Origin of the sequence: Sporomusa aerivorans (assembly GCF_041428895.1) — a bacterium.
In the GTDB taxonomy this organism is placed as follows: Bacteria; Bacillota; Negativicutes; order Sporomusales; family Sporomusaceae; genus Sporomusa; species Sporomusa aerivorans.
In genome coordinates, this window is the sequence record NZ_CP156926.1 from 6,096,893 (window position 1) to 6,116,147 (window position 19,255).

Consider the following 19,255-nt stretch of genomic DNA (forward strand, 5'->3'; position numbering starts at 1 on the left):
ATAAAGCCGGTCATTGCAAGCAGGCGCAGACAAAGCAATCTCTTTCTTTTTTACTTAGCTAATTGCTGCTTAGTATACTCAACCAGCCCGCCAACCTTAGCAATATCCTGAATAAATCCCGGCAGCGGCGGAACGGTGAATTTTTCACCGGTACTTGTATTTTCGGCAACACCGCCATCCAAATCAACAACTAAAGTGTCGCCGGCGTTAATATTAATATCGCCTTCGCCGAGTTCGATAAGCGGCAGACCAATATTAATGGCATTGCGGTAAAAGATGCGGGCAAAGCTTTCCGCCACCACGCAAGCCACACCGGCAGCCTTAAGGGCGCCGGGCGCGTGTTCACGCGAAGAACCACAGCCGAAATTCTTACCGGCGACAATGATGTCTCCCTGTTCAACCTTGCCGGCAAACGTAGGATCAATGTCTTCCATAGCATGAGCGGCCAATTCTTTCATGTTGGCGGTATTTAAATACCTGGCTGGTATAATTACGTCAGTGTCAACATTATCGCCATAGCGCCAAACTTTTCCGGAGAATTTCATTATGCTACCTCCTCAGGACCGGCGATCCGCCCTAGCACGGCGCTTGCCGCCGCTACAGCCGGACTGGCCAGATATACTTCACTGTCAACATGGCCCATCCGCCCGCGGAAGTTGCGGTTAGTTGTCGCAACCGCCCGCTCGCCTTTGGCCAGAATACCCATATGGCCGCCCAGGCACGGCCCGCAGGTCGGTGTGCTGACAACAGCGCCGGCCTTGATAAAGATTTCGACATATCCTTTTTTGACTGCTTCGAGATATACGTCCTGGCTGCCGGGAATGATGATGGCCCGGACATCTTCATGAACCTGATGGCCGTGAAAGATGGCAGCCGCCTGCTCCAAATCCTCTATCCGGCCATTGGTACAGGAACCAATGACCACCTGATTGATAGGCGTCGGCTGGATAGCGTTGACCGGCCTGACGTTTTCCGGCAGATGCGGCAAAGCCACAACCGGTGTGAGTTTATCCAAATCGATAGTAACTGTCCGGGCATATTCGGCATCCGGATCGGCTGCCACCGGTGTATACGATTTTTGGACCCGCCCGGCAAGATAGGCTTTGGTAACCTCGTCAAACGGAAAAATACCATTTTTCGCACCGGCTTCAATGGCCATATTGGCAATTGTCAGCCTGTCGGTCATAGTGAGCGCGGCAACTCCCACACCGGCAAACTCAAGTGACTGATAACGGGCGCCGTCGACGCCAATCATGCCGATTAGTTTTAAAATGACATCCTTGCCGGATACCCATTTGGCAAGCTTGCCTGTTAGTTCGACCCTAATACTGGCCGGAACTTTAAACCAGGTCTCGCCGGTTGCCATAGCACAAGCCATGTCGGTCGAACCCACACCGGTGGCGAACGCGCCAACCGCACCATACGTACAGGTATGAGAATCGGCGCCGATAATTACCTCTCCGGGAGCCACCAGCCCCTGTTCAGGCAACAGGACATGTTCAATACCCATCCGCCCGACCTCAAAGTAATGCGTAATCTGATGTTTTCTGGCAAACTCCCGCATGGTCTTAGCCATTTCGGCTGATTTAATATCCTTATTGGGCGCAAAGTGGTCAGGCACCAGGACGATTTTTTCCTTGTCAAAAACCTTGTCGCTAATTTGCTCAAATTCCTTGATGGCCGGCGGCGCTGTGATATCATTGCCTAATACCAGATCCAGCTTGGCTTTGATGAGCTGGCCGGGCTGCACTTCTTGTAAACCGGCGTGGGCGGCGAAGATTTTTTCCGTCATTGTCATAGGTCTAGCCATACTGAGTTACCTCCCTTGAGCCTGCTGGACAGCGGGAAAACCACAAACGGCCAGCATCTTGTTTATTGCGTTTACATATGCTTTTGCACTTGCTTCGATCACGTCGGTGGAAAGGCCTCGGCCGCTAAACGTCCGGCCATCCTGCTCAATCCAGACGGTTGCTTCCCCCAGGGCATCTTCCCCGGCGGTTACGGCTTTAAGCTGATAATCTTTAAGGCCGACAGGAAAGCCCACGGCCTGCTCAATGGCCTTAAAGGCGGCGTCAACCGGTCCGTCGCCACAGCTGGCGGCTTCCGAGACACCGGCACTTGTCCTGAGTTGTACCGAGGCGGTGGCCACCATCTGGTTGCCGCTGGCCACATGGTGATAAACCAGGGTATACCATTCGGGCCGAACAGCGGCTTTTTCCACCATAAGCGCTTCAATATCTTTATCAAAAACCATCTTCTTCCGGTCAGCCAAATCTTTGAATTTAGCAAACAGGGTGTTGACGGTTTCCGTATCAATCTCATAACCCAAATGTTTAAGCCGTTCTTCAAAAGCGTGGCGGCCGGAGTGTTTGCCAAGCACAATGGCATTGCGGCTGATACCCACCGATTCAGGACTCATAATTTCATACGTCAGCGGGTTATTAAGTACGCCATGCTGATGGATGCCAGACTCATGGGCAAAAGCATTGTCACCGACTACTGCCTTATTCGGCGGCACGGCAATACCTGTCAGCGTGCTGACAAGGCGGGACGTGCGGTAAATCTGCTGGCTGTTGACATTTGTTATGGCCCGGTAATACTCATGGCGGGTATTAAGGGCCATAACCACCTCTTCCAGCGATGCGTTGCCGGCCCGTTCACCAAGTCCGTTTATAGTGCATTCCACCTGTCCGGCTCCGGCTGTGACCGCAGCCAGCGAGTTGGCCACTGCCATTCCCAGATCATCATGACAATGGACACTGATAATGGCCTTATCAATATTGGGGACATGGGTGCGAATATGGGTAATCAGCGCGCCGAACTCAGCCGGCGTTGTATAGCCGACGGTGTCGGGGACGTTAATGACGGTAGCCCCGGCGGCAATGGCCCGCTCATACACCTGACAAAGAAACTTCCAGTCAGAGCGGGATGCATCTTCAGCCGAGAACTCCACATCATTAACCAGGCTTTTGGCATACCGCACGGCCTGCTCGGCCCTTTCCAGCAGTTGGGGACGGGTCATCTTGAGCTTATGCTCAAGATGAATGTCGCTTGTAGCGATAAAAGTATGAATCCGCGGCCTGTCGGCCTTTTTTACTGCTTTGTAGGCAGTTTCAATATCTTTTTCATTAGCGCGGGCCAGTCCGGCAATGCTCGGGCCCTTGACCCGGGCGGCAATTTGACTCACGGCCTCGAAATCACCAGGCGAGGCAACCGGAAACCCGGCTTCAATGACATCAACTTTTAGTTTGGCCAGGGCTAGCGCAATTTCCACCTTTTCTTCTGTTTGCAGGCTTACTCCCGGCGTCTGCTCGCCATCACGGAGGGTAGTGTCGAATATCTGAATTGTTCGAGTTTCCATGCCATTACCTCGCTTTCATCGGTTATTTTACTTATATTTTACTTTTGCAGCCAGGACATCATATCGCGCAGCTCTTTGCCCACAATCTCAATTTTATGATTGGCTTCCTGCCGGCGTTTCGCAAGGAACATAGGACGGTTGGCCTGATTTTCCAGGATCCAGTTGCGGGCAAAGGTACCATTTTGGATTTCTGCTAATACCCGCTTCATTTCTTTACGGGTCTCTTCGGTAACTATGCGCGGACCAGTTACATAATCACCATATTCGGCTGTGTCGCTGATGGAGTAGCGCATGCGGGCCATGCCGCCCTCATACATCAGGTCGACAATGAGTTTCATTTCATGCAGGCATTCAAAATAGGCGATCTCAGGCTCATAGCCGGCTTCCACCAGCGTATCGAAACCGGCTTTGATGAGTTCGGTTACGCCACCGCACAATACAGCCTGTTCGCCGAAGAGGTCAGACTCGGTTTCATCGCGGAAGGTGGTAACAATTACACCGGCCCGGGCGCCGCCAATGCCTTTGGCATAAGCCAGTGCCAGATCCTGTGTGCTGCCGTTATAGTCTTGGTGTACGGCCATGAGACAGGGTACGCCTTTGCCTTCGGTGAATACGCGGCGGACCAGATGTCCGGGTCCTTTGGGAGCAACCATGAATACGTCAACATTGGCAGGCGGCACGATTTGGTTAAAATGAATATTAAAGCCATGGGCAAATGCCAATGCCGAGCCCGGTTTGAGATTGGGAGCAATTTGTTCGGCATATACTTTGGCTTGTTTCTCATCAGGAATCAGTATCATAGTAATGTCGGCGCTGGCTACAGCCTGGGCGACATCGGTAACAGTCAGACCGTCTTCACGCGCCTTGGCTGCCGATTTGCTGCCTTCATGGAGACCGACAACCACTTTTACGCCACTGTCTTTCAGGTTAAGGGCATGGGCGTGGCCCTGGCTGCCGTAACCGATAATGGCTACTGTTTTACCTTGGATCAGTTCCCAGCGGGCATCTTGTTCATAGTACATTTTGCTCATAGTTATCTCTCTCCTCGTGTTTATAAATTGTATTTTCACCCCGTTCCAGCGCTACAAGGCCGGTCTGGATGGTTTCCAAAAGTCCATAGGGGGTCAACACCTCGATCAGGGCATTCATCTTGCTGTCCTCACCGGTAACCTCAAGCGTAACGGCACTGCCGGAAATATCTACAACATTGGCCCGGAACACCTCGGCCAGCTTTAATATCTCGGAGCGGTTTTCGCCGGCCTGAACTTTAATCAGGGCCATCCCTCGCACTACTGAATGGTTTGGCGGTAAAATCTGCACACTCACTACTTCAACCAGTTTCTCAATTTGTTTTTTAACCTGGTCGATAAAGGCCTGGTTGCCACAGACGGCCACCGTTATCCGGGAAAACTCCGGATCCTGGGTTACACCTACCGTCAGGCTGTCGATATTAAACCCCCGCCGCGAGAACATGCCGGCCACTCTGACCAGCACCCCCGGCTGATTGTGTACTAAAATCGAAAGAATGTTAGACTGCACAAATTCCACCTCCCAATTTTTTTAAGCAATGTCTTAGTATGACCGCCTGGAAATAATAAAACGCCCCTAGGACAGACATATATCTATCCATAGGGGCGCTCAATGCGCGGTACCACCCTACTTTGGGCTCATTTCGCCATGTTTGTTCATGACTATCGGATAACGGCCGACACCGCTGTTGCCTAATGCATACTGTGTACAACATACAATATGCATTTCAGCAAAGAGTTCGTGGGCGAGTAGGGCTTAACCACTGCACCGGTTTGCAGCAACCACCGGCTCTCTGGGCAGGAGTACAAGCTTTGCTCCCAGTCATAACTCTTACCAATATTTTACTGTACAAACATACAAAAATACTCTGCAAAAAAATTTCTACTCATTTAAAAGTAAGAAACTTTCCGCAGAGCCTTTTATACTCACGGTGTAACACGGTAATGACCGCGTTCTGCATCGCTCGGCCCAGACCTGTCAACCAGCGGAACCCTAGATGCACTTCCTTACGCGATATGTAACTTTGTATACATTATGCCAGCACCCTTGTTCTTTGTCAAGGACTTTTTTTATCCTTTTTTAGGCCTCGTCAAGATATTCCTCCAGCTGCCGTCTGGTCGGATATCCTTCCACATCGCCCTGAACAGTTACCGCCAGGGAACCGATGGCGTTGCCACGCACAACGGCCTGTTGCAAACTATGTCCTTCCAGCAGGGCCGACAGGACACCAACGGCGAAACCATCACCGGCGCCCACAGTGTCCACTACGCGGCGCACCGGAAACCCTTTGGCATAGCCTTCCTCAACAACCTGATCGTCCTCCTGGTGCGAGTAGTAAGAGCCGTCAGGACCATCTTTCATGACAATATAACGGTTGCCGGCCTTGTGAAAGCACTCCTTAACAGCCTCCCACTCGCCGGTCCCCAGTAAAATCTCGGCTTCCTTGCGTCCAGGCATAATCAGGTCAGACAAGGCTGCCAGCTTTAATAAGGTCTCTTTGGCCTGCTCCTTATTCCATAATTTAAGCCTGATATTAGGGTCAAAAGTAACCAGTGCGCCCTGCTTACGGGCAATGCGGATAGCTGCCAGCAGTGTTTCCAGGCAGGTTGGGCTAAGCGCCGGAAAAATACCGGTAATATGCAAGATTTTAGTTTCGGCAAAATAATTGTCGTCCAGTATATCAGGCGTAATATGGCTGGCCGCCGAACCGCGCCGGTAGTAAAATACTTTGGGATCGCCAATTTCATTGCGTTCTTTGACCAGCATACCGGTGGGATGCTCAGGCATGATTCTCACCCGGGAGGTGTCCACCCCTTCGCCGCGAATGGTATTGCGGATATAGGTGCCAAAAGGATCGTCGCCAATAGCGCTGATCCAGCCGACATCATGGCCTAAGCGGGCCAGACCGATAGCCACATTGGATTCGGCTCCGGCAATTTTACGGGAATAACTTGTAACGAATTGTAGTGAGTCGCTCTGGTCGGCCACCATCATGACCATGCTTTCTCCAAGTGTTATTATTTGTGGCAAGTCTACTCCTCCTTACAGCTTCCATATAGTATTGAAACTTCGCTGTAATTAACAAAAGACCTGCGGCCATGACCGCAGGTCTACACATTGTTACAGAATATTTCACCATATGAAACAAAATACCACTACCAGTAGAAATTAGGCGTTGTGCCTGTCTCATCCCGGTAGCAGGCCTTACTTTTCTCTTCGCCGTTAATCAGACGCTCAGCCAGGGGTAGATTATCCACTTTCAACACTACCCGCGCCGTATCAGACGAGGTAGCGGCAAAAGCGTACACATATTCAACATTAACACCGGCCGAGCTTAACTTGCTGACCTGTTCAAACAAACAGCCGGGCTGATCGGTAATCACAATGCTTAACACTGGCGTGATTTTAACGGTAAATCCCGCGCCGCGTAAAATATGCTGCACTTTTTCCGGTTCATTGACAATAATCCTCAGAATGCCAAAATCGGCAGTATCGGCCACAGCCATGGCCCTGAGATTAATCTCATGCGTATGAAGTACGCCTAATACTTCGGCCAGCTTGCCAGGCTGGTTTTCCACAAACACCGACAATTGATGAATAATCATGCTGTACCCCCCTATATTTTTCTATTATCAACAACCCGTTTGGCCTTGCCCTCGCTCCGCTCAATTGTTTTGGGCCCGACAAGGCGAACTGCCGCCGACACATTAAGCACACTGGCCAGTTCTGACTTTATTTTGGTTTCCAGCCTCTCCAGACCACGCACCTCATCTGAGAACATATCTTCTGTTACCTCCACAAGCACAGTTAAATGATCCAGATTGTCCTTGCGGTCAACGATCAACTGATAGTGGGGTGATGTTTCCCCAATGCTTAATAATACTGTCTCTACCTGTGACGGGAACACGTTTACCCCGCGGATAATAAGCATATCGTCACTGCGCCCTAGTACTTTGCTCATTCTGACCAAAGTGCGGCCACAGTCGCACTTTTCCCGGTATAAAACCGTTAGATCGCGCGTACGGTACCTAATCATCGGCATCCCTTCCTTGGTCAGGGTAGTAATGACTAATTCACCCTTTTCGCCGTCAGCCAATACTTCCCCTGTCACCGGGTTGATAATTTCCGGATAAAAATGATCTTCAAAAATATGCAGGCCATCCTGCTGGCTGCATTCAATGGCAACACCCGGTCCGATGATCTCACTCAGCCCGTAAATGTCGATGGCTTTAATCCCCAGCCGGGCTTCAATTTCCTGACGCATGCGTTCCGACCAGGGTTCAGCGCCGAATATTCCAACTTTAAGCGAGGTTTCCCGGGGATCAATCCCCATATCATGCATGGCTTCGGCAATATACAACGCATAGGAGGGAGTACAGGCCAGCGCCGTTGTGCCGAAATCCTTCATCAGCATAATCTGTCTGGCGGTATTGCCGCTGGATATGGGAATAACCGAAGCGCCTAAAAGTTCGGCGCCATAGTGTACGCCTAAGCCGCCGGTAAACAGGCCGTAGCCGTACGCCACCTGAATGCAGGATTGCTTGCTCAAGCCGGCCGATACCAGTGAGCGGGCTGCGACCTCAGACCAGATACCGATATCCCGCTTGGTATAGCCCACGACAGTGGGTCTGCCGGTCGTGCCGCTGGAGGCATGAATACGGACAATTTCCGACATAGGCACGGCAAACAGGCCGTAAGGATAGTTATCCCGCATATCCTGCTTGGTCGTAAACGGCAGTTTTTCTATATCCGCGAGACTGTTGACATCCTCCGGCAGCAATCCCTGTTCCTGCATCTTGGAGCGATAGAACGGCTGCTGACGGTACAAGCGGGTGACAATCTCCTTCAGCCGGCCGCCCTGAAGATTCGCCATTTCCTCCCGTTCCATTGTTTCCGCCGGCTTATTCCAATATGTATTCATAATTAACCCCCCTGACGAAAATATCTCCGTATTAAAATTACGCAGCACAGGCAGGCATGAATTGACACCTCCACTGGCGCTTAACTTCCGTTTTGTCAACACGCACCCGCCTGCAAAAATCTTAAATACGTATAAAAGAAAAACCCCGCAAAAAGTCCTTGGCAGGAACTTTCCGCTAGGGTTTTTTTTACCCACGGTGTGACCCTCCGGGCCCTGTGCCGCTCGGACCAGACACAGCGGATGCCGCCGGAACCCTAGACACACTTCCCATGCTAAAATTACAACTGATTGTAAACCATGTATACTGTATTCGTGGAATATGATACCAGCTGACACGGACAAAGTCAAGAAATATTTGTCTGATAAATCTTAATTGAACGACACTGCGGTAGACCTGAGGATACGTAGCGGACTTAACAGGTTTTATGGTATAGTAAGTTATGTATTGAATTAAATGAGGTGATTGCTTGTGAAAAAGACTGTTGCCCTTATCGCGCATGATCGCAAAAAAGAGGAAATGCTGCAGTTTGTCCTTACCCACAAAGAGCAACTGTCCCAGTATAATTTAATTGCCACTGCCACTACCGGCAGAATTATTAAGGAGAATGCCGGCCTTCCGGTTACTACTTATTTATCCGGCCCCCTGGGCGGCGACCAGCAGATTGGTTCACGAATTGCCTGTCAGGAAGTCGATATAGTCGTCTTCTTGCGCGATCCCCTAACGGCCCAGCCTCACGAACCTGATATCACCGCACTGCTTAGGATTTGCGATGTGCATAATATTCCTGTCGCTACAAATACCGCAACCGCTAACCTTGTTTTACAGAGCTTACTCTGCGACTAAAGGCAAAACCAGGACCTCACTCCAGACAAACCTGTCGGCAGTGAGGTCTTGTTTTTGGCAAAATATTTTAGTTTACATAAATACTTTACTGTGATATTATAGATAGGTATCATTCGCAATAATAACATATGATAGGAGGGGTGTACATGAAACGCTATACCCGTCAAATAACGATAATATTACTTTTAGCCTTTTTTACTACGCTGCTTATTCCGGCGGCGTCTGCGCAGGCATTTTCACTTGCCGATCTTACCGGCTCTTCCACCCAGCAGCAAAGCAGCAGCTCCGGGTCCAGCAACAGCATAATGAATATTTTACTGGCCCTGCTGTTGGGAAAATTCCTTGGCTCTGCCGACAACAGCAGTGACAACAGTAATGCGGGAGGCATGTCTTCCGTACTGGGCGCAGCCATCGGCTCCAAAGCAACAACTAATGCAGGCAGCGCCAGCGCCAAAGGCACTGAAATCGTGAAGACTGCTCAAAAATATATGGGCGTTCCTTACGTTTGGGGTGGCGATACCCCAAGCGGTTGGGATTGCTCCGGCTACACCCAGTATGTAATGCGCGAAAGCGGCATTACCATTCCCCGGACGGCTGCCGAGCAGTTTAGCACCGGCACACCGGTGGACAAGGCCAACCTAAAAGCAGGCGACCTGGTATTCTTCACCACCTATAAACCAGGCGCTTCCCATGTTGGGTTCTATATGGGCGACGGCAAGTTTATCCATGCCAGTTCAGCTGCTAAAGAGGTAACTATTAACTCTTTATCTGAATCCTACTACACCGAAAAATATATCGGCGCCCGCCGCTATATCAAGTAAAACAGTCTGGGCTGCGAAGAACTTTCTATTCGCAGCCTTTGTTTTATTGTTATATAAGAAAAATTGATGTGACATTCTGGACTTATATATAGTATAGTTATAAACAAGCAAGTTATTTAATGTGAAGGAGTTGGTTATTTGTCACTTTCAAAATACGAAATATTTAACACCGTTGTTGAAGCTGGCAGTCTAACCAAAGCCGCCGAAAAGCTTAATTTGACGCAGTCAGGTGTAAGCTATGCCATTTCCTCTCTGGAATCGGAATTAGGGCTTCCCTTGCTTAACCGCGACCGGTCCGGCATCAGCTTAACCACTAACGGTGAGCGTGTTCTTAGCCACATTAAACGCATTTTGTGCGAAGAAGAGCGGCTGCGCCAGGAAATAGCGGCTATAAAAGGCTTCGTTACCGGAACAGTGCGCCTCGGAACACTGTCCAGCGTTTCTATGCAATGGCTGCCCGGAATTTTAACTCAATTTAACGAAATGTACCCGCACATTGAGGTCAAAACCTATTTGGGCTGCTATGATGAGATGAATGAATGGATATCTAATGGAACCGTGGATTTTGGTTTTATCTCGCTCCCCACTTCCAAGCCCTTTGACATAATTGCCTTAAAAAAAGACAAGCTTATGGTCATCCTGCCGCCCAATCACCCGCTGCAGCATGAAAGCGCAATTTCCTATGAACAGATTAGAGACGAGTCTTTTATTATGCCACAGTGGGGCAGCGATGACAATATCAGACGTCTCTTAAATGAACACAAGCTCAACTTACAGATTAAATACGAGTTGATGGAAGAACGCACTATACTGACTATGGTGCAAAAAGGGTTGGGCATTAGCATTTTACCTGAGCTAATTCTGGATCATATTCCGGATAATATTCATATTGTTGATTTGCAGGTTCCAGAATACCGCATTTTGGGAATAGCGGCCCTGTCTTTCAAAAATGTGTCGCCTGCAGCCAAAAAGTTTCTTACCTGCATCCGTTCCTGGCTGCGGGATAATAACTGTCTTGATTTTGAATGATAAACATTTTTCTTAAAAAAAACGTCAGGAAGTGTAGCTTAGCTAACCCTTTCTGACGTTTTTTGCTATTATACCTTAAATTTACTGACGCCCGCTTGCAAGTCATTGGTCATTTGGGCAAGCACCTGACTTGTTAAGACAATCTCCTCCGTGGGGCTAGTCGCTCGCCGGCTCTTGCCGCCTCAATTGCCGCGTTCAAGGCAGAAAATTAGTTTGACCGGCAATTCCCGATATAAAACACCTAATATAGACAACTCCTTCAAGCCACTTTAACACCCAATAAAAATCCTTCTTTTATTGGATCATCCGGATCTAAGACATAATCAGCAAAAGGTATCAGATATTTAGCTGAAGGTTTTCCGATCTGGCAACGGTGATTTTTGCTTTGTCGCTCTCTCTTGCAGCAGTGATTTTGTCCTTGTTAATCTCTTTCCAGAGATCTACATTCGCAATACCGACTTTGTCAGGATCAAAGAAGGGTACCTGATCTGCCTTACTTTGTTCCTCATAGTCATTCAGTATAGCAACGACCTTCGGGAACAAAAACCACAGCATTAACACATTCAGCCATACCATCATACCGCATGCCAGATCAGCTGCCGCCCAGGCAACGGTCGAAGTGGTGGTGGAGAAATAAATATACACCATTAGTACCATAACCTTCATAACCAAATAAACATTTTTACGTGTACTCTCGCTGGCATTGCCTAAGATATAAGCCATACCGGTTTCAGCTTGATAATAATAGCTGAGTATTGTCGTAAAAGCGAACAATATTACCACCACACCCATAACGAATTCGCCCAGACCGGGCATGAGTGTACCAACAGCCTCCTGGGGAAATACGATACCGTTCTTACCGGCAGCAGCCAATTCCGCCATTTTGGCAGAACCGGAACCGATATAACCGGAAGCAGTATTGAAGCAGTCAGTAACCAGAATCATGAGTCCTGAACAGGTACATATTACGATGTCCATATAGATACCGAAGGAATTAGCCAAACCCTGACCGACAGGATGTGCCGTCTCAGCCGCAGCCGCAGCCGGAGTTTCTTCACCCATACCGGCACCGGATGCGAAGGTGGCGCGTCTAATACCCATAGCAACCGCACTGCCCATCATACCGCCGAATACCGAGCCTTGATCAAATGCAGATAAAAAAATCCAACTAAACATGGTCGGGATTCTATCATAATTAGCAATTAGTACAACTGCCGTCAACACCAGAAAAAGACCTACCTTTATAGGAACAAGAACCGCAGCAAAGGTGCTGATACGTTTGATACCACCGAGAATGATGATGCCCAGAAATATTGCACCCACCACGCCGGTCATCAACGGGGAAACCCCCAAGCTATGATTTAAGCCTTCGCCGATCATATTGGCCTGAATGCCAGGCATACCGAACAACATTCCCACAACAGTGACTATAGCAAACAGCTTGCCAAACCATTTCCAGCCCAAGCCTATTTCTGCACAATAGTATGCACCGCCGCGGTACTCACCGTCAACCCGAATTTTGTATAACTGTCCCAGTGAGCATTCTGTAAATGATATGGCGGCAAGCAAAATAGATGTAACCCACATCCAGAAGATTGTACCCGGACCTCCCAGATAAACAGCGACTGCCACACCGGCGATATTACCGACACCAACACGGGCAGCCATGGTAGTCCAAAATGAATTGAAGGTGGAGATGCCGCTTTCCGAGCTTTGGTTACTTACCAGATTTCTCACCATATCCTTTAAATTACGGACTTGGGTAAGGCGGAGTCTGATGGAAAAATATACACCTGATACAACAACAAATACCAACATAGCTGGTGACCAAACATAGCCATTTAAGAGACCAATTATATTACCGATATATTCCATATTAAAGATTCCCCCTTATCATTGAATAGAATGATTAATGGTACAATGATTCCTTTTAAAGCTGTACTCATTTTGATTCTTCGCTTTCTATTTTACAAATATTCCAAACAGAACCCATTAGTGGTTTTAAACTTGGAAACCGTCATTGCCATCGTATAGTGAGTCAATGCGTTCTTATCGCGGGCAACAGCGTTATCATCATAGTTGTCAATAATACCTCAACGCCGGTCATGCTCCTGGCAACTGCAAAAACCGGAATATAGATCAATACTCTCTTGATTTTTCCATTCATTCCTTTCACTTTGCTTAAGGCCTAAGCGGAGTGCAGCCATCCCTGGGTAGCCTGGAGAGCTGAGAGACAAGTACGAAACACGTTTATCCAGCCTTTTTTAAATAGCAGTTTTTTCCTGCTAGACAAGGCAGTTTCAATCCTTTAGCGGCATAAAAAACCTCCAATCTTAAGCTTGCATAAACCCGTGTAAATCAATGCGTATTTCTTCCGGTTTGACTTCACCTCACTCAAGCGCAAATTTATTCCCGGCCAACGCAGGCTTGTTCGGATAAACATCAATCCGCAGTTACACCGTATTTTAATCACAGTATTGATATTGTCCATCTTTGTACTAAAGCAACCATCGTGCCAATTTTATTAATCTTTAAAAAAGTCAATAAAATTAAGCTTTTTCCGATACTGTCGCGCTATCTTAATTTTAAAAAATGTCAATCGTCCCTCTGATGGAACATTTTTTTCAGACATTGTACCATTAAAGGGACATTGCGAGTTGGTGCATCGATAGTCATCCATTATATTTGCTCGGCAATATGTTCTATGAAGCGGTCCAGATTACCGCAGGCTAAAGCACTGCATTATGGAATTACTAAATATTCTAATATTTTCCTCGTGCGGCTTTTGCTAAGCCCTGGACTACACCTCTCCTTCGCAAATTAATCTCCTGATGTCATGCAGTCAAGATTGGCAAATATGTACTCGCTCTTGACTGCATGACTCTTGGAGACGACACAGTAAGCCGGAATTTTTCCGGGTAGACGCAGGAATTGTTTAAAAACTAGCGTGTTCTGTTCTTTCAATAATCTCATCCTGCAAGGATTTGGTGAGATTATTGAAGTAATCGCTGTAACCGGCCACCCGTACAATAAGGCTGTTATACTTTTCCGGATTTTTTTGGGCATCCCGTAAGGTAGCGGCATCCACAATATTAAACTGAATATGGTGTCCGTCCATTTTGAAATAGGCACGAATCAGATCTTTAAGCTTTCTAAGGCCGTCTTCTCCCTGAACCACTTGGGGTGTAAATTTTTGATTCAGTAACGCCCCACCGGTTCTTAACTGATCCATTTTGGCCGCCGATTTGATAACTGCCGTTGGCCCGTTTTTATCGGCTCCCTGGACGGGAGAAATCCCTTCCGACAAAGGGCGTCCGGCATTTCTGCCATCCGGGGTGGCCCCTATGACTGAGCCGAAGTATACATGGCAGGTTGTCGGCAGCATTTCAATCCGGTAGGTTCCGCCATTTGGAGTTTTGCGGCCATTGACACTATCATGGAAAATCTCGAAGACTTTAAGCATAATGCTGTCGGCATAGTCATCATCATTGCCATATTTCGGCGTTTTGTGTAAAAATTGCTGCCGTACCTTTTCCTGCCCTTGGAAATCAACTTGCAATATATCCAGTAGTTCACCCATGGACAATTTCTTCTGATCATACACATGGTATTCTATCGCCGACAGGCAGTCGGTAATGCTGCCGATACCCACACCCTGGATATACCGCGAGTTGTATCTTGCCCCGCCTGCGTTATAATCCCTGGCGGTTTCAATGCAATCATCAATAATGACCGACATAAAGGGAGCCGGCATATACTGGGCATACAACCGTTCGATAATGTTATTACCCCTGATCTTAATGTCCACAAAATGCCTGACCTGCTCTTTAAATGCGCCTAGCAGCTCATCCAGGGAAGCAAACCGGGTTGCATCGCCTGTCTCAATACCGATTTTTTTGCCGGTCCTCGGATCAATGCCGTTGTGCAGGGTAATTTCCAATATTTTTACAAGGTTTAAGTATCCGGTTAAGATATAGGCTTCCTTACCAAAGCAGCCTACCTCTACGCAGCCGCTGGTACCGCCGCCGCGGGCATCTTCCAGGCTTTTGCCCTGCCGCAGCAGCTCTTCCAGGACTGCATCCGTATTAAACACCGAAGGAAAACCCATTCCTTCCCGGATAACTTCAACTGCCCTGATAACAAACTGATCCGGATTTTTCCTGCTGATCTGCACATTGGTGCTGGGCTGCAGGATTCTCATTTCCTCAACAATATCCAATAACAAATAAGATACGTCATTTACGCCGTTAGTGCCGTCCGGCTTGATACCGCCAATATTGATGTTACAGAAATCGGTATAAGTGGCGCTTTCCTGCAGTGTAATGCCTACCTTGGGCGGCGCGGGCTGATTATTGAATTTAACCCAGAAGCATTTCAGCAATTCCTTCGCAGCCTCACGGGTCAGAGTGCCTGCCTGGGCTTCTTTTTCATAGAATGGATACAAATGAATGTCCAGCTTGCCTGGGCAGAAGGAATCCCAGGTATTTAATTCGGTAATGACACCCAGGTGGACAAACCAGTACGCCTGCAAAGCTTCCCGGAAAGTTCTTGGCGCGTAGGCCGGAACATGGCTGCAAATGGCTGCAATCTCCTCCAGTTCCTGCTTTCTGACCGGATCTTGCTCTTTGCCAGCCAACTCTTTGGCCTTTGCAACATGGCGGTGGGCGAACGCAATAATCGCCTCGCAGCAAATCGCCATGGCTGTTAATTCTTCCTGCTTGTCATACGCTTGCGGATCCTGCTGGAAATCCAATTCCTGAAGTTTTTTCTCAATCCTGTTTTTGAAGTCTAGAAAACCCTGTTGATAAATTTTTCCGTCAGCAACCGTATGCCCCGGCGATCTTTGCTCCATAAATTCGGTGTAAATTCCGGCCTCATAGCACTCCTGCCAGGCCGGTGTCATTTGTTCAAAAATCAGGTCACGTATGGCTTTGCCTTGCCAGAAGGGAATGATCTCCTCTTTTTGAATGCGCTTGGTTTTTGCATCTACCCGGAAAAAGATTTTATCCCGCTGATCGATTATGTCGAAGTCCTCAACCGTATGGCAGCACAGCTCCGGGTATGTCGGTGTCTCCTGCGGACCGGTTCCCCGCTCGCCGACAATCAGTTCGCCTTCATTGATGCAAATCGTCTTGTTTTCCATCAAATGTTTAAACGTTAACGCCCGCAACACCGGTATGGAAACTTTGCCTGCATATTTTTGATAGGCTTCGGTTACCAGCCTGGCTCTTTCAATGGATAAGCGCGGTACGGTATTCAGACTCTGCGCTTTTAATTTTGCCACTCTGTCGTTGGCACTGGTTTCTGTTGTCATTTGTCATCAACCTCCAATGTTTATATGTAAGCTAAAAGCTTTCAGGATTTGTGCAACGTTATCCATTTGTTTGTCTGAAAGTGATGCAAGTTCAGACAGTGGATAAGTTTTTCCCAGCCTAGCGTATTTGTCAATGGCAATATTGTGATACGGCAATAGATAAACATCCCGTAAGTTCAGTGACGATAAAAATTCACCTAGGTCTTTTATGCTTTTCTCGTCGTCATTTATTCCCGGTATCACGGGGATACGAATCCAGATTTTGCGTTGATTCGCTGCCAGTTTTTTCAGATTCTCCAAGATTAGCTTGTTGGATATGCCTGTATACTTTTTGTGCTTCTCTTCATCCATAAGTTTGATATCATATAAGAATAAATCTACTTTGTCGGCTATCCTGGCAATGGATTCCCATGGGGCATAACCGGAAGTATCCAAAGCGGTATGAATCCCTTTGGCTTTACAGGCTGTAAGCAGGGCGTCGAGAAATTCCAGTTGATGTAAAGCTTCTCCGCCGGAAAATGTAACTCCACCGCCTGATTCTTCATAGAAAACGCTGTCTTTTTCTATTTCCTGCATAACCTCTGCTACAGTCCTTTTCTGTCCAAGCTTTTCCATGGCTCCGGTAGGGCATGCCTCTACACACATTTCACACAAACTGCATTTTGTCTTGTCTCTTTTAATACCTTGGCTGGAAAGTGCTATGGCCATATTGGAGCAGTTTTTTACACAGTCACCACAGCCAATACATTTGTGCTGCCAAAAGACTATTTCCGGTTTTGCTGACAGACTTTCCGGATTATGACACCACCAGCAGGCTAAAGGACATCCCTTTAAGAAAATAGTGGTACGAATACCTGGTCCGTCATGAATTGAGTATTTTTGAATATTGAACACCGTACCTGCAGTCAAAAAATCACCCACCAATCCGAATTAGATGTTTACCGCTATGAAATCATTGCCTCCTTTCTATTCTCTAACTGTCTGCAGTATTACATTGCAATAAGCATGCCAAATATTACGCTTTATTTAAAAAATTCCGCAAATTCAGTTCTCGTCAGTCTCATTGTCGATTATCCAGTTTTCTGGATATTTTAATATTTTCTAAAACTAATAAACGTCCCTTAAACAAGACAATGTCCAACATGGCACATCTCATTTAAGGGACTGGCTTACCCATTTTTCATCAGTGAATGCTAATCCGCTTTGGGCTGAATAATTTATATGATTTTAGAAAGTCCGCATATAAGGATTCATACCTTGTCTTATATAGATTTGGCTGGCCGTACCTATGAACGATTACCTCAACCAGCTACTACATATTCTTCGATAATTTCGCGTTACTGCTGCGATCTTCATAGTTAATCATACGGCGCAAAGGACCTACCACCAAAAACATTAGAAAAGCGGCGGCCGCACTCATGCCGCCAATTTGTAAAAATACATGAGAATAAATAGACAATGTTTGTAAGGGGTCTGTAACTCCTTGCGGCGCTGCCGTCAAAGAAGCCACCCAACCGCCTGTTACCCCGGAAATTGCAGTAGTCAGGAAGTACGCCCCCATAGTAAATCCAATCATGCGCTGAGGCATAAGTTTAGAAATCATCGACAGTCCCAGACCACTGATTAGCAATTCGCCAATACTTATGAGTAAATAGCCGGCTACCAGCCACCAGGGAGAAACAAGACCCTGAGAATTAGCAAAATAGCTGGCACCCGCCGATAAAACCAGAAAAGCCGCGGCACAAAAGGCCATTCCAGTAGCAAATTTAGCCGGCATAGAAAGATCTCGACCTTGATTACCATAATAGTTGTATAAGTAGGCTAACACCGGACTCACCGCCAAGACCCAAAACGGACTCAAGGATTGGTACACTTCCGGATTATCAATTGTTATCCCCAAAAAAACATGCTCAACATTCTTAATTCCAAAAAAATTCAACGAAGTGAATACTTGTTGAAACAGAGTGAAAAAAACAACAGCTTCCGCCATTAAGACAACAGCAACAATCATTTTACTGCGTTCAATACCCCGGCTCTTAACAATTTCCTTGAATATGATTGAAAAAACCGTCACAACAACTATGAATAATATCCAGTGCGCTACTGTCAGATTGCTTAGCATCCAGGTTGAAACAGCAATTAATATGACCAGGCTGGCTATCACTACCGCAAACTTTTTATAATTTAGCGGTTCTAAACCTACCGGTGAATCTACCCCTTTGAGTAAATGCCGGAAAAAAACAAAGTTTGCAATCGCCAGGACAAGACCAATGGCACATAGAGCAAAACCAATATGCAAGCCATATTTACCACCGACAATCGGTACGAACAACATAGAAAAAAATGAACCGATATTTACGGCCATATAGTATAAAGTAAATGCTCCATCAAGTCGCGGATCATCCTGCGCATACATTTTAGACATCAGACTAGCCGGATTGGCTTTAAATAGACCACAACCCACCGCTACAAAAGCGAGAGCGGTAAAAACAATCTGTTTGTTTGCACCGGCCAAAGCCATCAGAATATACCCGATCATCATAGTAAAGGCGCCTAAGATGACTGTGCGCTGGGTCCCCAGTACCTTATCGCCGACATAGCCGCCAATGGCAACAAAGCCATACACCATTGAACTGAAAGCGCCAAAAACCACAAAGGATTCTGCATCAGGCATACCCAGGCTTTTGACAAAGAATACTGCCAGTACGGACTGCAAACCGTAATAACCCCAGCGCTCCCAAATCTCCAGAAAAAATATGATACTAAATGCACGTGGCTGACTAAAAAGACCCGAACTTTTACTCTCCACACTCATACTATTACTACTCCCCTCACCTAGTATGCTGTACTGCCAGAAAAATAACGCCGCTGCCGAACGCGCTTTTTCCTTTACGCGAAACTTCTAATCGCCTGTTGTTGCAAGCAAATGATTGCC

At 47.4% G+C, this 19,255-nt stretch carries 15 protein-coding genes; 3 read left to right on the forward strand and 12 right to left on the reverse strand.

Annotated features, from left to right (window positions below):
* Positions 1-50: 50 nt before the first annotated feature.
* The 8 genes from SATMO3_RS29040 to SATMO3_RS29075 form a co-directional block, all read right to left on the reverse strand.
* Positions 51-545 carry a 3-isopropylmalate dehydratase small subunit gene (locus tag SATMO3_RS29040; protein ID WP_371374684.1) on the reverse strand — a complete coding sequence of 165 codons (495 nt, stop codon included), beginning with the start codon at positions 543-545 and terminating at the stop codon, positions 51-53.
* The gene (leuC, locus tag SATMO3_RS29045; RefSeq protein ID WP_371374686.1) at positions 545-1,810 is read right to left on the reverse strand and encodes a 3-isopropylmalate dehydratase large subunit; all 1,266 of its coding nucleotides are present in this window, start codon (positions 1,808-1,810) and stop codon (positions 545-547) included. Before leuC ends, SATMO3_RS29040 begins: the two co-directional genes overlap by 1 nt.
* Before the next feature lie 6 nt (positions 1,811-1,816).
* A complete protein-coding gene (locus tag SATMO3_RS29050) occupies positions 1,817-3,361 on the reverse strand; it encodes a 2-isopropylmalate synthase (RefSeq protein ID WP_371374688.1) in 1,545 nt (514 codons plus the stop codon).
* 38 nt (positions 3,362-3,399) lie between these two features.
* A complete protein-coding gene (gene ilvC / locus SATMO3_RS29055) occupies positions 3,400-4,392 on the reverse strand; it encodes a ketol-acid reductoisomerase (RefSeq protein WP_371374690.1) in 993 nt (330 codons plus the stop codon).
* Positions 4,373-4,900, reverse strand: coding sequence for an acetolactate synthase small subunit (gene ilvN, locus SATMO3_RS29060; protein WP_371374692.1), 528 nt, complete (start codon positions 4,898-4,900; stop codon positions 4,373-4,375). The genes ilvC and ilvN overlap by 20 nt, the downstream gene beginning before the upstream one ends.
* A gap of 570 nt (positions 4,901-5,470) precedes the next feature.
* Positions 5,471-6,421, reverse strand: a complete 951-nt coding sequence (locus SATMO3_RS29065; RefSeq protein ID WP_371374695.1) for a sugar kinase — start codon at positions 6,419-6,421, stop codon at positions 5,471-5,473.
* A gap of 125 nt (positions 6,422-6,546) precedes the next feature.
* Positions 6,547-6,996, reverse strand: a complete 450-nt coding sequence (locus tag SATMO3_RS29070) for an ACT domain-containing protein (RefSeq protein ID WP_371374698.1) — start codon at positions 6,994-6,996, stop codon at positions 6,547-6,549.
* Between the two features lie 11 nt (positions 6,997-7,007).
* Positions 7,008-8,312 carry a phenylacetate--CoA ligase family protein gene (locus SATMO3_RS29075; protein ID WP_371374701.1) on the reverse strand — a complete coding sequence of 435 codons (1,305 nt, stop codon included), beginning with the start codon at positions 8,310-8,312 and terminating at the stop codon, positions 7,008-7,010.
* 469 nt (positions 8,313-8,781) lie between these two features.
* On the opposite strand from SATMO3_RS29075, the gene SATMO3_RS29080 reads away from it, so the two are divergent.
* From SATMO3_RS29080 to SATMO3_RS29090, 3 genes are all read left to right on the forward strand, one after another.
* A complete protein-coding gene (locus SATMO3_RS29080) occupies positions 8,782-9,156 on the forward strand; it encodes a methylglyoxal synthase (RefSeq protein WP_371374704.1) in 375 nt (124 codons plus the stop codon).
* A gap of 146 nt (positions 9,157-9,302) precedes the next feature.
* Positions 9,303-9,977: a C40 family peptidase gene (locus SATMO3_RS29085; protein ID WP_371374707.1), complete on the forward strand. Its 675-nt coding sequence runs from the start codon at positions 9,303-9,305 to the stop codon at positions 9,975-9,977.
* 138 nt (positions 9,978-10,115) lie between these two features.
* Positions 10,116-11,006: a LysR family transcriptional regulator gene (locus tag SATMO3_RS29090; RefSeq protein ID WP_371374709.1), complete on the forward strand. Its 891-nt coding sequence runs from the start codon at positions 10,116-10,118 to the stop codon at positions 11,004-11,006.
* A gap of 336 nt (positions 11,007-11,342) precedes the next feature.
* Here the strand turns inward: SATMO3_RS29090 and SATMO3_RS29095 are convergent, their stop codons facing one another.
* From SATMO3_RS29095 to SATMO3_RS29110, 4 genes are all read right to left on the reverse strand, one after another.
* Entirely contained in the window at positions 11,343-12,881 is a 1,539-nt protein-coding gene (locus tag SATMO3_RS29095; protein WP_371374713.1) for an alanine/glycine:cation symporter family protein, read from the reverse strand.
* A 1,060-nt stretch (positions 12,882-13,941) separates the two neighbouring features.
* A complete protein-coding gene (gene hypD / locus SATMO3_RS29100; protein ID WP_371374716.1) occupies positions 13,942-16,320 on the reverse strand; it encodes a trans-4-hydroxy-L-proline dehydratase in 2,379 nt (792 codons plus the stop codon).
* 6 nt (positions 16,321-16,326) lie between these two features.
* Complete coding sequence (locus tag SATMO3_RS29105; protein ID WP_371374719.1) at positions 16,327-17,229, reverse strand: trans-4-hydroxy-L-proline dehydratase activase; 903 nt, start codon at positions 17,227-17,229, stop codon at positions 16,327-16,329.
* Between the two features lie 403 nt (positions 17,230-17,632).
* Complete coding sequence (locus SATMO3_RS29110; RefSeq protein ID WP_371374722.1) at positions 17,633-19,135, reverse strand: oligopeptide:H+ symporter; 1,503 nt, start codon at positions 19,133-19,135, stop codon at positions 17,633-17,635.
* Between the last annotated feature and the right edge of the window lie 120 nt (positions 19,136-19,255).

What these genes read in the sequence shown, in the direction of transcription:
- SATMO3_RS29050 (WP_371374688.1), bottom strand. Translation starts at nt 3,361, where the DNA reads ATGGAAACTCGAACAATTCAGATATTCGACACTACCCTCCGTGATGGC.
- SATMO3_RS29095 (WP_371374713.1), bottom strand. Translation starts at nt 12,881, where the DNA reads ATGGAATATATCGGTAATATAATTGGTCTCTTAAATGGCTATGTTTGG.
- SATMO3_RS29040 (WP_371374684.1), bottom strand. Translation starts at nt 545, where the DNA reads ATGAAATTCTCCGGAAAAGTTTGGCGCTATGGCGATAATGTTGACACT.
- ilvC (WP_371374690.1), bottom strand. Translation starts at nt 4,392, where the DNA reads ATGAGCAAAATGTACTATGAACAAGATGCCCGCTGGGAACTGATCCAA.
- hypD (WP_371374716.1), bottom strand. Translation starts at nt 16,320, where the DNA reads ATGACAACAGAAACCAGTGCCAACGACAGAGTGGCAAAATTAAAAGCG.
- SATMO3_RS29110 (WP_371374722.1), bottom strand. Translation starts at nt 19,135, where the DNA reads ATGAGTGTGGAGAGTAAAAGTTCGGGTCTTTTTAGTCAGCCACGTGCA.
- SATMO3_RS29085 (WP_371374707.1), top strand. Translation starts at nt 9,303, where the DNA reads ATGAAACGCTATACCCGTCAAATAACGATAATATTACTTTTAGCCTTT.
- SATMO3_RS29075 (WP_371374701.1), bottom strand. Translation starts at nt 8,312, where the DNA reads ATGAATACATATTGGAATAAGCCGGCGGAAACAATGGAACGGGAGGAA.
- leuC (WP_371374686.1), bottom strand. Translation starts at nt 1,810, where the DNA reads ATGGCTAGACCTATGACAATGACGGAAAAAATCTTCGCCGCCCACGCC.
- SATMO3_RS29070 (WP_371374698.1), bottom strand. Translation starts at nt 6,996, where the DNA reads ATGATTATTCATCAATTGTCGGTGTTTGTGGAAAACCAGCCTGGCAAG.